Origin of the sequence: Rothia sp. HMSC08A08 (genome assembly GCF_001808385.1) — a bacterium.
Taxonomy (GTDB): Bacteria; Actinomycetota; Actinomycetes; order Actinomycetales; family Micrococcaceae; genus Rothia; species Rothia dentocariosa.
In genome coordinates this window covers 74,573-87,912 of record NZ_KV793061.1, presented here as the reverse complement: position 1 = coordinate 87,912, position 13,340 = coordinate 74,573, and the positions used below count along the sequence as shown (strand labels likewise).

General features: G+C 55.4%; 13 protein-coding genes. 4 read left to right on the top strand and 9 right to left on the bottom strand.

All coding sequences use genetic code 11. The features are described 5' to 3' along the window. The first annotated feature begins 252 nt into the window (after positions 1 to 252). Positions 253 to 543, top strand: coding sequence for a WXG100 family type VII secretion target (locus HMPREF3164_RS03445; RefSeq protein WP_004005567.1), 291 nt, complete (start codon positions 253 to 255; stop codon positions 541 to 543). A gap of 175 nt (positions 544 to 718) precedes the next feature. Here HMPREF3164_RS03445 and HMPREF3164_RS03440 read toward each other — a convergent pair whose 3' ends face one another. Beyond that, complete coding sequence (locus HMPREF3164_RS03440; RefSeq protein WP_070448921.1) at positions 719 to 2,041, bottom strand: RNase H family protein; 1,323 nt, start codon at positions 2,039 to 2,041, stop codon at positions 719 to 721. A gap of 114 nt (positions 2,042 to 2,155) precedes the next feature. Here HMPREF3164_RS03440 and HMPREF3164_RS03435 point away from each other — a divergent pair, with 114 nt between their 5' ends. After that, positions 2,156 to 3,214 carry a 4'-phosphopantetheinyl transferase family protein gene (locus tag HMPREF3164_RS03435; RefSeq protein WP_070448919.1) on the top strand — a complete coding sequence of 353 codons (1,059 nt, stop codon included), beginning with the start codon at positions 2,156 to 2,158 and terminating at the stop codon, positions 3,212 to 3,214. Here the strand turns inward: HMPREF3164_RS03435 and HMPREF3164_RS03430 are convergent. From HMPREF3164_RS03430 to HMPREF3164_RS03410, 6 genes are all read right to left on the bottom strand, one after another. Next, positions 3,177 to 4,307 (bottom strand): isochorismate synthase, encoded by a 1,131-nt coding sequence (locus tag HMPREF3164_RS03430; protein WP_070448917.1) that lies wholly within the window; start codon positions 4,305 to 4,307, stop codon positions 3,177 to 3,179. The two genes, HMPREF3164_RS03435 and HMPREF3164_RS03430, sit on opposite strands and share 38 nt — an antisense overlap. 21 nt (positions 4,308 to 4,328) lie before the next feature. Beyond that, positions 4,329 to 5,096, bottom strand: a complete 768-nt coding sequence (locus tag HMPREF3164_RS03425) for an SDR family oxidoreductase (RefSeq protein WP_070448915.1) — start codon at positions 5,094 to 5,096, stop codon at positions 4,329 to 4,331. Next, entirely contained in the window at positions 5,093 to 5,791 is a 699-nt protein-coding gene (locus tag HMPREF3164_RS03420; protein ID WP_070448914.1) for an isochorismatase family protein, read from the bottom strand. The genes HMPREF3164_RS03425 and HMPREF3164_RS03420 overlap by 4 nt, the downstream gene beginning before the upstream one ends. 210 nt (positions 5,792 to 6,001) lie before the next feature. Then, positions 6,002 to 7,408 carry an FAD-dependent oxidoreductase gene (locus HMPREF3164_RS03415; protein WP_070448908.1) on the bottom strand — a complete coding sequence of 469 codons (1,407 nt, stop codon included), beginning with the start codon at positions 7,406 to 7,408 and terminating at the stop codon, positions 6,002 to 6,004. 248 nt (positions 7,409 to 7,656) lie between these two features. Beyond that, on the bottom strand, positions 7,657 to 7,827 hold the full coding sequence (locus tag HMPREF3164_RS10845) for an NAD(P)-dependent oxidoreductase (protein WP_246822591.1): 171 nt from the start codon (positions 7,825 to 7,827) through the stop codon (positions 7,657 to 7,659). Further along, the gene (locus HMPREF3164_RS03410; RefSeq protein ID WP_070448906.1) at positions 7,799 to 8,059 is read right to left on the bottom strand and encodes a HigA family addiction module antitoxin; all 261 of its coding nucleotides are present in this window, start codon (positions 8,057 to 8,059) and stop codon (positions 7,799 to 7,801) included. Before HMPREF3164_RS03410 ends, HMPREF3164_RS10845 begins: the two co-directional genes overlap by 29 nt. Positions 8,060 to 8,288: 229 nt before the next feature. On the opposite strand from HMPREF3164_RS03410, the gene HMPREF3164_RS03405 reads away from it, so the two are divergent. Continuing rightward, on the top strand, positions 8,289 to 8,801 hold the full coding sequence (locus HMPREF3164_RS03405; protein ID WP_070448874.1) for a mycothiol transferase: 513 nt from the start codon (positions 8,289 to 8,291) through the stop codon (positions 8,799 to 8,801). A 233-nt stretch (positions 8,802 to 9,034) separates the two neighbouring features. On the opposite strand, the gene HMPREF3164_RS03400 is transcribed toward HMPREF3164_RS03405, so the two are convergent. Together HMPREF3164_RS03400 and HMPREF3164_RS03395 are read right to left on the bottom strand one after the other, a co-directional pair. Continuing rightward, positions 9,035 to 10,576 (bottom strand): hypothetical protein, encoded by a 1,542-nt coding sequence (locus HMPREF3164_RS03400; protein WP_037231286.1) that lies wholly within the window; start codon positions 10,574 to 10,576, stop codon positions 9,035 to 9,037. Between the two features lie 503 nt (positions 10,577 to 11,079). After that, on the bottom strand, positions 11,080 to 11,502 hold the full coding sequence (locus tag HMPREF3164_RS03395) for a cupin domain-containing protein (protein ID WP_197702312.1): 423 nt from the start codon (positions 11,500 to 11,502) through the stop codon (positions 11,080 to 11,082). Between the two features lie 269 nt (positions 11,503 to 11,771). Between HMPREF3164_RS03395 and HMPREF3164_RS03390 the strand changes: the two genes are divergently transcribed. Further along, positions 11,772 to 13,133 carry an MFS transporter gene (locus HMPREF3164_RS03390; protein ID WP_246822590.1) on the top strand — a complete coding sequence of 454 codons (1,362 nt, stop codon included), beginning with the start codon at positions 11,772 to 11,774 and terminating at the stop codon, positions 13,131 to 13,133. The last annotated feature ends 207 nt before the right edge of the window (positions 13,134 to 13,340 follow it).

Sequence of the window (13,340 nt, the reverse complement as noted above, 5' to 3'; positions counted from 1 at the left end):
GTCATAGTTCGGCTGGTGCGGGTGAGAAACCGCATCCCATGCCGGTTTTAGGACGCTCTCGGACTGTGGATAACCGGTTTTTGTGTCCCGTGCGGGCAGTTTATCCACAGTCGGTAGGGGCTGCGGGCGCATCGTGGCGGGCGTTTTTCTAGGGTAGATGGTGAGCGCTGCACGGCACGGGATTCTACGGCAGAATTTCACGTGGTCGGCAGCTTTCGGAAAAACCTTTACACTCTACCCAGGAGGAATATCATGGCACAGTTCGTCGTCGATTCAGAGACTATTGCGGCGAAGGCAGCTCAGGCTAAAACTCAGGTCGCTAACATTAGCGCCGAGGTTACCGGGATGACCGCATCCCTACAGGATTTGCAGGGTTCGTGGACGGGTTCGGCATCGACGAACTTTCAGGCGGTGCTTGATAATTGGCGCGGCACCCAGAAGCGTGTGGAAGAGTCGATTACCCAGATTAACGAGGCTCTTGACCGTGCGGGTGTGAACTATGCGGAGACTGAAAACGCGAACGCTGCGATGTTCGTGGGCTAGGTTCCAGAGCCGCACTATGTGCACTGAACTTTAACGAGATAGCATGCGGGGCTGCCGTGAAGGATTGATAGCGGACTTCACGGCAGCCCCGGTTTTTCCTAGGCGCAGATGATCTGGTAACACCGTCTCTCGTGCGGGCTGCGCCGATTATGCGGGCAATGAGGCTGTTGCGGGTTTAGGATGCGGTAGTCTCTTGCCTAAACCGCAGCCGCCACCCGTTCGGGGATGCCGCCGTGTCGTAATGCCACAGGCTCGAACGATTGACCCGCCCGCGTGCCGTCTGCACTGCCGCCATGATGAGCACGTTATGTTCATCGACAACCTGCACGCCCTGTTTGGCGGGGCTGCCCTGCTGGGTGAAGGCGCGCGCACGGTACGCGATGGTGTCGGCACGGCTGACGGATCGACCGGTCGCGGTCACCCACACCAGACGCTCGTGCAGCAGCGCAGAAATCTCGGGTTCGCTCATGCTCCCGCCGCGCATCTCAAGTTCACGTTCGGCGTGCACGGCATCTTCGGGGTTCGGGGCGGAAAATTCCGGTTCTGCAGGTTCCGGTGCGGCGGTTCCCGCAGGGGCGGGTGCAGGCTCTTCGGGCACGGCATTTTCTGTGGTGCCTCCCTGAGAGTTGCTCTCCTGCTCGGTTTCCTCGAACTCTTCGCCTTCAAATTCTTCGTTCTCTTCGGCTTCTGATTCGGCGAGTTCCTGCTCGGCGAGCGCTTGTTGCTGCGCCTGTGCCTCACGCTCTGCGGCACGTGCGGAGGCTTCAGCAAGTTTCGTTTTCCGCTCCTGCACCGCCTGCGGGTCGGGGGCGGTGACGGCGGATGCGGGCTTGAGAATCCCGTTGAGTTTCAGGGAGTCGAACCCCTGGCGTGCGCGTTCCACCTCGGTTTCGGTGAAGTCTTCGAGGCTCAGGTGCGCATCCGCAGCGAGAGTATCGGGGTCTTGGGCGTGAGCATGGTTCTCGGTTTCAGGAGTTTGGGCGGCTTGAGCGCTCGGGGCGCTCTGTTCACCCGTTGTACGGGGCGAGCCGGGAAATCCCGGGCCGGTTTCGGGTTCTCGCCCCTCTTTGAAGGCCTGTGCGGCTGCGTTTGCGCGGGAGTCTGCGGCCTCATTCAGCTCGTGCCCAGCATGCCCTTTAACCCAGACCATCTCGTAGTCCCTGCTGGTGCTTGCGGCATCGAGCGCTTCGAGCAGGTCACGGTTCTGCACGGGTTTACCGTCGGCCTTTTTCCAGCCGCGTTTCTTCCACCCGGGCATCCACTGGGTGAGGGAGTTAATCACGTACTGGCTGTCGCAGTAGATCAGAAGTTTGCTCTCGGCGCGGTGGGCGGTCGCCTCAAAAAGGTCGAGAACCGCCTTGATCTCGCCCATATTGTTGGTGCCGTGCTCCCAGCCCCCTGCCGCCCAGTGGTTCTCGTCAATGTACCATGCCCATCCGGCAGGCCCGGGATTACCAAGCGCGGAGCCGTCAGCCGCCGCAATAATCTGATTCTGCATGCTCTCGACTTTACCTTACACGCTCGTAAAGCGCAGAGTGTGGCGTCAGTTCATGAAGCTCTAGGTTTCGTAACGTTGCTCAGGTTCCAGGCGGCGGGCGGGTAGACTTAGGGTATGACCATCCACTCTATATCTTCCGGGGATGCGGATGTTTCACGCACGCACATCAGTGTATTTACCCTGCCCACCCGCACCTTTACCGGTGGGTTAAGGTTCACGTGGCTTGACTATGTAGGCGAGGAAGCTCGGCGCAAGGCGGCGTCGATACACAGCCCGTCGGCCTCGGTGAGTTACCTGGCGACTGAAGCCCTCATGCGGGCCTTGGCTGCGCCTCGGCTGGGTATTTCGGGGCGGAGCGCACGCACGATCACGGTGGATCGGTCATGTCGGCTCTGCACGAGCGGTAAACCGCACGGTAAGCCGCGCATTGCGGGCGTGAATTTCAATATGTCTCAGGTTCCCTCGCTGGCGGCAGGCGGTTTTTGTGCGCAGCAGCAGGTGGTTCTCGGCATTGATCTTGAGGTGGTTCAGGCCTCGCTTTTCCCGGGTTTCGCGCGGGTTGCGCTCACCGTCGATGAACGCGCCGCCTATGAGTCCCTGCCGCCAGGCCAGCAGCAGGCGGCGGGAGTTGCCATCTGGACTGCGAAGGAGGCGGTTCTCAAGGCAACCGGGCACGGGCTAAGTGTTTCACCGCAGACGGTGCAGATTGAGTGTGACGATGCGACTTTGGCGATGGTCAGCGCTCTGTGTGAACCGGCAAACCCGCTGGATGCGCCGGGCAGGCAGGATCGTCCCTGCGAGCATGAGCTTTCTGTAAGTCCGCGAGTGAGTGTGCGTGCCACGCTCACTCTGCCCGAAGACTCAGATACGTCAACAGAGGAAACGTCGGCGGATGGTGAGGACGCCGGTAAGCATCAGACCCCGAAAAACCGCGATATATCGGGCGAAAACGCCCCTACGAATAGCGAACGCTCGTTCTTTATTACCTGGTCGGTGCTGACGCTCAGCCCGGTAGCGCATCCAACGGCGGATACGGCGGGGCGGGCGGAGCATCCCGAACGGTTCCTGCTGGCGGTGGCAACCGAAGACACTGTTCCCGTGGTGGATGTGCACTCGGTCGCCACACCGCTGGATGTTAAGCGTCTGCTGGAACCGCCTGCGGCAGCGTATTAATGCCCAGCGCACGCCCGAAACTGCCCAGTTTCGTGCCGGTTTCAGTGTGTTCCAGCACCGGGTCTGACTCAGCCACAATGCCCGCGCCCGCGTAGAGGATGGCGGTTTGCGCATCAACCTCAGCACAGCGCAGCACGAGCGCCCACTGACCGCTTCCGTCCGCGTTCATATAGCCGATGAGCCCGCCGAAATAATCTCGGCTAAACGGCTCAAGCTCGGCGATCATACGCCGCGCGGCCTCGGTGGGGGCGCCGCAAATCGCAGGGGTCGGGTGAATGGCGCGTGCACCATCCAGGCAGGTCATACCCTGCTTGAGCACGCCCGAGATGGGGGTGCCCAAATGCCACAGCTGCGGGGTCTGCAGAAGCGAAGGCGCCTCCGGAATAGTGAGCTTGCGGGTCATAGGTTCCAGCTGCGCCCGAATATCGGCGATAACGGTCGCATGCTCGCCACGATCCTTACGCGAAGCCATAAGCCGCTGCCCAAGAGCCTCATCCTCGGCGCTTCCATGCTCGGCGATGCGCGGCGCACTGCCCGCCAACGGGTGCGTTTTGAAAGCACTGCCCTCCCCGGTGTCGGGTTCCGTACTGAAAATCAGCTCCGGCGAGGCACCCATCAGATACGGATGTTCCAACCCGCGGTGGTCCTGCGGCAGCTTAACGCTAAAAACAAACGTGTTGGGCTGCTGGGCGCGCAGGTTGTTATACACCCCGGCAAGGTCGAGTGCGCCCGGCGCATAATCGACACGCAGCAGGCGAGAGAGCACGACCTTATCCAGCTGATGCGCCTTCATACGCTCAACGGCGGTCGCCACCGCCTGCCGATACCCGGGGTTTTCGCGGCCCTCAATCTGCGTTGGTTCGGCGAGCGTAACCTCATGCTCGGGCACCGGAATGTCGTCGATCTGCAGGCGTTCGGGCACAAAGAGATGCGCGGGTGCGTTCGGGTCGAAAGGAATCAGACCGACCACGGCGGTACCGGCGGATTCGGCGGCGGCGCGCGCATCCTCAAGGGTGACCTGGCGCAGGGAACCGGCGGTACGCATCACGCGGGTTCCGGTGGCAAACATAAAATCAGGAAGATTATTGCTCACTGATAACGCCTTTCGGGTCTGTTAGAAGGTTGCGCCGCCATCGGCAACAATATTTTGCATGGTGATATGCCGTGAGGCATCGCTGATGAGGAAGGCATTCACCGCCGCAATATCGGCGGGTTCGGCGATGCGCCCGAGCGGAATTCCCAGGCGGAAGGTCTCAGGACTGCCCGCCACGGGTAGGGCACTGAGGTCTTCGCCGTTCCACGCGTCGGTCACCATGGGGGTGCGGGTGGTGCCGGGGCAGACCGTGTTCACGCGAATGCCGTGGCGCGCCAGCTGCAGCCCGAAGCTTGACGATACGCGCGCCGCTGAGGCTTTCGAGGCCCCGTAAGCACCGAATTCAGCGCGAGGCACGCGGGCCGCGTTAGAGGCGACCGTCACCAGCGAACGCGTATTCTCGGGTGATGTCTGCACCTGCTCAATCATAACGCGCGCGAACTCACGCAGGCACAGGAAAACGCCGTCAGCATTGACCGCATGCAGCCGTTTCCAGTCTTCAAAAGAGGTGTCTAAGAGCGGTTTGCTGTGCACGATTCCCGCCGCCAAGACGGCGCCTTGGATAGGTTCATCCACTTCAGCGGCGGCACGTGCGAGCGCCCGCACCGATTCTTCGTCGCTCACGTTGACGGAGCGGTAGCGGAGGATGGCGTCGCCGTAGGCGGCGAATGATTCGTGCGGTTTTTCCGCCAGATCGGCGGCATACACCGAATAGTTATTCTTGATGAGTTCGTGCACGGTTGCCACGCCAATTCCGCCGTTTGCGCCGGTCACGATAACCCAGCTCATGCGCATACCTTCCGGAGTTCCGGCTCGTCTGCCGTGACGAGGGCACCGGCGTTGATGTGCTCCAGCGCCTCGGCGGTGTTAAGCACGCGGGCGCATCGACCCGAGGCGTATTCACAGGCCATGCGGTGCTCTTTTTCGGTGAAGTCGGCGAGCGCATCCGTGACCATGAAGGGCTGAATATCGCGCATGAACGCTTCAAGGGCGGTGGTCAGGCAGCCGATATGTGCGTATATGCCGCCGATGATGAGCTGATCGCGCCCGAGGTCTTTGAGCTGTTCTTCGAGCGGGGAACGCACGAAGGCGGAGTAGCGCCATTTGGTGAGCACGGTATCGGCTTCGGTAGGGGCGATTTCGTCGAGAATTTGGGCGTTTTCGTCGTCCTGCAGGCCATCGCCCCAGAAATCGGTCAGCAGGCGCCTGTCGGCGGGATTCTGGCGGGGTGGTTGGGCGGTGTAGTAGACCGGGATGTTCGCCGCATGTGCCGCATCTAGTAGGCGGCGAATATTGGCAATGGCAATATTAATTTGAGCGTCTGGGAGGGGTTGTCCGTCGCGTTCCAGCTCAAAGGCGCGCACGAAATAGCGCTGCATATCGTGCACGAGAAGCGCGGCGCGCGCGGGATTGACCCGCCAGTTCGCGCGGTTTTGATGCTCCTGTTCGCGGTACGAATAAGGGGCAATCTTGGGTAGTGCCATATGATCTCCTCTTGCCATTGAGCTACAACAGCTTAGGGTGTTCTTAATAGAACGTTTGTCTGTATGCAAGTACTATATTAGGTCATCCTTAACTGCCAGATATAGACACCCCGTAACTAAACGAGCTTCCCAACCCGCCGCCGTATCGTGGACAGCACGGGTTGGGAAGCTCGCAGGCACCCCAAAGTCTCCTGTTATTTCAAGGATAATTTAATTCACAGGCACCGCATTCGCCAAAACCTCATTCAGGCCTTCGGTAATCGACGGGTGGGTGTAAATTTCATCACGTAGCTGCGATGCCGTAATATTGTGGCGCATTGCCAACGCCACGAGGTTGATAACCTCCATAGACTCGACCACCAACAGCTGAGCACCAAGAATCTGGTCAGTCTCGGCATCAATCACGAACTTCATGATGCCGCGCGGGTTTTCTAGGGCCTTCGCACGCGGCATAGCGGCGATAGCGGCAACGGGTTTGGCGGCAACCTTGATGGTGTGACCGGCGGCGAGCGCATCACGCTCAGTCAGGCCGACGGACGAGAGCGGCGGGTTCATGTAGATGGTTGCGGCAACCGCCTGGCGGTCCTTCGTGGAGCGGGAACCGTCACCAAGCAGCTGCGAGAGCACCACGCGGTAGTCGTCTAGGGAAATGTAGGTGAACTGCGGGCCGCCGTTAACGTCGCCGAGCGCAAAAATATTCGGTGCCGTGGTGCGCAGGTGCTCGTCGACAGCGATTGCGCCGTGCTCGGTGGTTTCGATGCTCGTGTTCTCAAGCCCCAGCCCCTCGGTGGCGGGTTTACGCCCGGTTGCAACCATCACGTAATCCACCTCAAGGTGCTTGGACGCACCCTCGGAGTCCAGGTAGTTCACGGTCACGGAGTCGGCGTTATCGGTTACAGACTCTACGCGAACGCCCGCGTGAGCGGTAATGCCTTGGTCGGCGATAATCTCGCGTGCCGCCTGGGCGACGTCATCATCGTAACGCCCGAAAAGCGCGGGAGCGCCTTCAAGCAGGGTTACTTCGGTGCCGTAGGAGGAGAAAATACCGGCGAACTCGACGCCGATAGGGCCGCCGCCGATAATGCCCAGGCGCTTCGGGCGTGGGGTGATCTTCTGCAGTTCGGTAGAGGTGAGCACGTGCTTCGATTCGCGGGCGCCCGGGATGGGCGGGATAGTCGCCACGGCGCCGGTGTTGATGATAAAGCAGTCGGCGGTGACGACCAGTTTGTCCTCGCCCGCGGTAACCTCGACCTCGGTATCTGAGAGGAACCGTGCGTGACCGTCAATGAGCTTGGCGGTGGCGTTCGATTCGAGAATTTCGCGGTTCTTCGCGCGCATGGCACCGGTGAGCTTGTCACGGAAAATCACGGCGCTCTCGTAGGCGGCGTTCGCAGCGTCGGCATTGTGTTCGCCGCTGGCACGGAACTCGTCAGCCCGGTGCACAAGCGCCTTGGTGGGCACGCATCCGATATTGATGCAGGTGCCGCCGTACATGTTTGAGGACTGCTCGATCAGGGCAACGTTCTTGCCGGTTTTCGCGTAGGCGCCAGCAAGGGTTTTGCCGCCCTTGCCGAAGCCGATAACGACCATATCGAAGTGAAGGCGCGCGGTAGTCATAGTGTTCTCCCGGTGAAGTTTGAGGTGTTTATAATTCGTGTCTGGTGTTCCGGTAAACTTCAACGGGCGGCGTGTGGCATTTATTCCTGGTTTTTGCAAGAAAACATTAAGTTTTTTGACGCTGCGCTGGCGGGCCGTCCACCTTATCTTATGCAGCCTAAAAAGAGCCTTTATGTGAATAAAGCGGGATTTCCAACGCTTTATTCACATAAAGGCTCTTTTTAGACTCGGCAACGGGAGTGTGTAAGCTACCGCGACACCACGCTTACGCGCTCGCGCTGATGCTCCCCCGACTCAATAAGGTCAAGCACGGCGACCGCAAAATCCGCGTAGCTGATTTCGCTCTGTCCGGCTGCATTCATCGTCAGCACATTGCCTGCCAGTTGGTATTCAGAGGTCTTCCACAATATCGAGCTCATACGTGGTTTGCAGGTTTAGCCAAAACTGCGGTGTCGTGCCGAAGTATCGGGCAAGGCGCGCAGCTGTATCGGCCGTGATTCCTCGCTTGCCGTGCACGATCTCATTGATGCGCCGGGGCGGCACGCCGATTGCCACCGCCACCTTATTCTGGGTAATCCCAAACCCTTCAATGAAGTCTTCCAGCAGGACTTCTCCGGGGTGAATTGGCGCAATTTTGTCAGTGATAGTCAACGATCTCTACCTCCTCAGGTCCTAAATCGGTCCACCTAAAACATATTCTCCATTGATTATATTGTCTGCATATGACGTGTGGGGCGGCGCGGTAACTCGCAGAAGTGCATCCCATCCTGCGGGTTGCTTTGCGTTTCGCAGCTTAAATAGCCTCAAAATAAATGTGCCTCTGCCCCTTTGGAATTTAGACTAGTGGTAAACGCTTTTACCCCCGGATAAAGGAGCCGCAATGGATGCCCGCGATGTTCTGCGTGAAGCCGCAAGCCGACCCGCCACCGAAGCGAAAACCCTTGTAAACACCCTGCCCGAAGGTGCGTTGAACGCGCACGCGGGTGGGCATACGAATTCGATCGCTTGGCTGCTGTGGCATGCGGGGCGGCAGATGGATGCGCAGCTCGCGCAGCTGAATGGCGAGCCGCAGGTGTGGCATAGTCAGGGGTTCGATTCCCGCTTCAACTTGGGAGAGTTGGGCGATACGGTGGGCTACGGGCATACCGCTGAGCAGGCGCGCGCCGTCGTGGTGGAGGATGCCGCGCTGCTGGTCGAATATTTGGGTGCAACCACTGCGGCATTGAGCGAGTATATCGCAGGTTTGAGCGAGGCTGATTTGGATGACGTGATTGATACGTCGTGGACTCCACATGTGACGCGCGGGGTGCGGCTGGTGAGTATGATCGACGATGCCGCCCAGCACGTGGGGCAGGCAGCCTATGCGGCGGGTATCCTTGCTGAGGTTAGCTAAGGGATTGCCCCCCCTCAGCTTGAGAATGCAATCCCGTATGCTCCTACACGTTCACCCCTCTGAGGCGGGTGATACTTGGCTCTCACCCCACGATTGACCGTTTATTGACGAAGATCAAGGCAATACTGTTTAGTAACACTCCTTTAGCCAACCATACTCCTAACCCTGAAGCTCTACTGGATTTTGGCAGAAACAGTCAAACGAACAACCTTCACGATTCCGATATTAGAATGTCAAGAGAAAATATCCATAATATCTGTAATTGTCCAGCGAGGAAATTTCCTATAATCTTTTTGAGCTACTCTACAGGCTTCGCGCAGACTACTATTTAATTTATCGACATTTCCATCAAAAAACATCAAATACTCCGAGCAAGCATTCTTTGCTCTTGACTCAAGATAAACAATTCTAGCAATTGTATATACATTAATTTTTTCAGCATCTATAGTGAATAATTGCCAGTATTTACCCCTGTAAGAACTTTCTATTTTTTTGAACAATTCATTAAAATAAACTTCAAATTTTTTTAGTTGTTTTTTTGCAATTCGACGATACCTTATATGAATAATAAAAGTTGAAAAAATAATAGGAATAAACATAGAAAACCATATAATACTATCATCGACTTCTGTGGGCCCCTTATAATTATTGATATAAATAAAAAGTAATGTAAGTAAATTTGACGTAAATATCAAAGACTCAAAAACTCCTAGAATTAGCAAGTTTATCCAATAAACTAAGCTAAAAACATTCATTTTTTTATATATTCTTTTTATGACCTCTATTTTAATAATTACATTCATCCAATACATTATAGAAACAGAACCAAATAACACACTACATATTATAGAAGAAATAATAATAGTCAATACATTACTTGTATTTATTTCAAGTTCTATACCATAAAACCTTTTGAGAGAGTATATAACCCACATAATATGTAAAACTATTAGTACTACATGTACAGGAATTATTACCTTAAGCCCCTGCAATATATAAGGGGAAAGTTCTCCAATATATTTTACCGGACTCCTCTTGTTAGGCCTTTCTGGAATTACTTCTACAAACTTATTTATAAAACAGTTATGTTCTAGTTGTCCCTTTTTATGCCATGTAATAATGATCCTTGCTAAAAAGTAGTATCCTATATACTGGCTGGACAATTCAGATATTTCTTTATATGATGACATGACTATATGGTGAGTTGAGTAATTTGCATTACTTAAATATTGAGATACAGATATAGTAAACCAAGACAAGAACAAGAAAACCCATAAAGGTATCCCATTGTCAATTTGAATATAATTATCTAAAAATTTATATTTGTCAATTTCGTGCAATTTTATTACTTTATAAGATGCTAATGAATTTAAAAAATCTGTGGGAGTGTATTTTCTCCACAAAACATATATAAAATTAATAAACCAAACTATACTTAAGAAGTATGTGATAAGATATGCATAACGCTGATAAGCAAACCCTCGGACATATTCAGTCGGAGAACTCCAATCAAATTTAGTTTCTGAGTGAACATTGAGGAATAGTGTTAATATTAACATTCCAAAGGTTGTAATAACACCTGTTTTAAAACTTATGTAGTACGGAATAGCAGAAATTATATTTGAAAATATTGTTAAGTCTTTCTGACCTATAGAGAAAAATAGAGATACGTAAAGAAGCAAAAGAATGTATACCCAAATTAGCACAGGGAGCCATACAGACTTCCAAAACATTTTACGTGCTCTATCTTCATAGGCAAGATTTAGCCAATTCATTTTAAACCTTCTACGCATAAATAGACTACATTGGATATAAAATTTGCAGAACATATCTATAAATTTTATATATAATTTTAGCTGCTGTTTTAATCTTATATTTTATTCATGCATACCTCCATCACAATCCTTAGGATTTTACTCAATCATCACTTTACCCTTAATTTTTTCTCAAGTACTGGATTTTCGGATAGAAACACCCAAAAATTTTGTTTGTGACGCTTTATGACGCAAAACCCACAGCAACACGCCAGCACGCCGCATTGGCATATCACCACCTCACACCCGCCACTCTGCGGGATACCCTAAGAGCACCGCGCGAGCAGATAGGATTTCGACGAAAAGATAGCGAAATGTTATCTTTTCGTCGAAATCCTATCTGCTCGCGCGCTTACACTAGTGTTATGTGCCTGATCGCGATGCTGTGGCTAAGTTAGCTGGCTCAATGAGGACCCCAGAAAAACACGAAGCCCTGCCCACGCATCCGGCCTTCGAGACCGCGTTTACCTATATTTCTCGGAGTCCGGGTATTCCTCATCAGTCACCGGGTCGCCCCAAACAGCCTCACCCGCGTTCACCACGATATGCGAAAGCCACGAATCGGCAGCGGCACCGTGCCAGTGCTTCACCCCATTACGGGCGACCGCCACATCCCCGGCGTGAAGTTTGCGGGGCTCCTCGCCCTCCTGCTGATACCAGCCCTCACCGGCGGTCACCAACAAAATCTGGTACCCACCCACATGCTTATGCCATTTAGTACGGGCACCGGGCTCAAAACTCACGTTCGCCACCTTGGCGCTCACCTCCGGGTCAAACACCAGCGGGTAGTTGTAGCTTGACGGCATATCCGGCGCTGTCGATACCGGGTTCACCTCACCCAGCGGGAAAATACCTTCGGTTACTTCGGTCTTAAACTTTGACATCATGAGTTCCTTTCGGCATAGGTTTCATCTAAGAAACCTTCCGTATCTTTAGTCTACTCTCGCTGACAACTTCGTGAGAAGCGGTGGGAGGGAGAATGTTGAGGCGGCGACGGGACGTGATGGCAGGGTGATGGTTTTATTTGAAGCGGCTTGCCCTCATCTCAGGTCCACTGTATCTATCAGTTTGTCATCCCGTGGGTTCCACACCTATTCAGCGAACCTTCCACACCCCACCCACCAGCTCTCTTACCCGTGATAGAATCCACAGTATTATGAGACGCACCACAGACCCTTCGCCTGAGCACCCTGAATCACCTGCGCCGCGCATCCCAACGAACACACCAGACTCGTCCGCAAAACCCACATCAGCAACGCCGCTGAACGCACGCGGGCAACTCACGCTCCTGACCGCGCAGGTTTCTGATGCTCTCGCATCCAGCATCCAAGCCATCGCTATGCCCCTGCTCACCTACGGTGCCACCGGCGACCTCGCTCACTCCGCTATCGTCATGGTCGTCGAAGCAGTCCCCGTCATCCTCTTCGCACCCTTCGCAGGCACCATCGCCGACAGATTCAACCGCAAAACCCTCACCGTCAGCTTCAGACTCGCCAGCGCCGCCCTACTCATCGCATCCCCAGCCCTCTACGCCGCCGCAGGACTACCCGCTTTCCTCACCATCGCATTCCTCGTCTCAACCTTCGGCACCTTCTCATCCCCCGCAGCCTCCGCCGCCATGCCCTCCCTGCTCGGCGACGACTACCAAAAATACATGGCACGCCGCGGCAGCCTCATCTTCCTCGCCCAAACCCTCGGCCCCACCATCGCAGCCGCCGTCGCATCCTTCACCACCCCAGCCCTCGCCGTCGGATTCGCAGGCACCCTCAACCTGCTCGCCGCCCTCACCGTCGCCACCATACGCAACTACGACCTCACCCACGCCGAACGCACCGCCACCGTGCAGGAACACCACACCGGCAGACTCCTGCGAGAAGGCGCCGCCTACACCGCACACAACCCGGTCGTGCGCGGCATGCTCACCTTCTGGTTCCTCTCCATCGCCGCCGTACCCATCACCACCCTGCCCATGCTCGAATACCTCACCCGCGACCTCGGGCACGACTACACCGCCTTCGGAATCGCAACCTCCGTCTACGCCGCCGGATGCGTTATCAGCTCCTGGCTTTCAGCCAAACTCGGCGTCGGTACAGGCGCCGGGCGGGTGCGTATGACCAAACGCGGGTGGATGTGCATCTCCGGACTCGGCTACGGCGCCGTTTGTTTGAGCATGGGACTACACCCGGCGCTGTGGGCGGTACTCGTGCTCTGGTTCATCTGGGGCATGTTCTACGGACCCGAAGAAGTGCTCGGGCAAGTCCTCTTCGCAGACGCTATCGACGAACACATGCGCGGGCGCGTCTACAGCTTCATGGGCGTGGTTTTCTCCCTAGCAGGTATGGTCGGGTACCTCATCACAGGATGGGCGGTACCAGCATTCGGCGCGATCAACACCATTGTTGCCGGAGGGGCACTCTTCATCATCGCCACCGTATTCACGTTCATTCTCGGCCCAACCGCGCGAGCCATTCGGGTGCAAGAGACACGGAATGAGACAAAGAGGCGCGCGGGTGCATGACTGTAAACTCTGTGCATTGTCTCTAAGTACCCCCACTGCCTCGCGCCCGCCACGTTGCGGAATGCCCTGACAACACTGCGAGCAGGTCGGATTTTGCCAAAAAGGTAGGATTTTCCTACCTGCTCGGGGCAAAAACCACCTGCTCGCGAATCTTGGGGGCCCACCACCACAGAAGACCCCGAAAATCTGAAAGTCTGTCCGTGCATC

Coding starts and splice junctions, on each gene's coding strand:
- HMPREF3164_RS03415 (WP_070448908.1), bottom strand. CDS start 7,408: ATGACTACCGCGCGCCTTCACTTCGATATGGTCGTTATCGGCTTCGGC.
- HMPREF3164_RS03420 (WP_070448914.1), bottom strand. CDS start 5,791: ATGGCACTACCCAAGATTGCCCCTTATTCGTACCGCGAACAGGAGCAT.
- HMPREF3164_RS03400 (WP_037231286.1), bottom strand. CDS start 10,576: ATGAATTGGCTAAATCTTGCCTATGAAGATAGAGCACGTAAAATGTTT.
- HMPREF3164_RS03440 (WP_070448921.1), bottom strand. CDS start 2,041: ATGCAGAATCAGATTATTGCGGCGGCTGACGGCTCCGCGCTTGGTAAT.
- HMPREF3164_RS03390 (WP_246822590.1), top strand. CDS start 11,772: ATGAGACGCACCACAGACCCTTCGCCTGAGCACCCTGAATCACCTGCG.
- HMPREF3164_RS03425 (WP_070448915.1), bottom strand. CDS start 5,096: ATGAGCTGGGTTATCGTGACCGGCGCAAACGGCGGAATTGGCGTGGCA.
- HMPREF3164_RS03405 (WP_070448874.1), top strand. CDS start 8,289: ATGGATGCCCGCGATGTTCTGCGTGAAGCCGCAAGCCGACCCGCCACC.
- HMPREF3164_RS10845 (WP_246822591.1), bottom strand. CDS start 7,827: ATGAGCTCGATATTGTGGAAGACCTCTGAATACCAACTGGCAGGCAAT.
- HMPREF3164_RS03445 (WP_004005567.1), top strand. CDS start 253: ATGGCACAGTTCGTCGTCGATTCAGAGACTATTGCGGCGAAGGCAGCT.
- HMPREF3164_RS03435 (WP_070448919.1), top strand. CDS start 2,156: ATGACCATCCACTCTATATCTTCCGGGGATGCGGATGTTTCACGCACG.
- HMPREF3164_RS03395 (WP_197702312.1), bottom strand. CDS start 11,502: ATGATGTCAAAGTTTAAGACCGAAGTAACCGAAGGTATTTTCCCGCTG.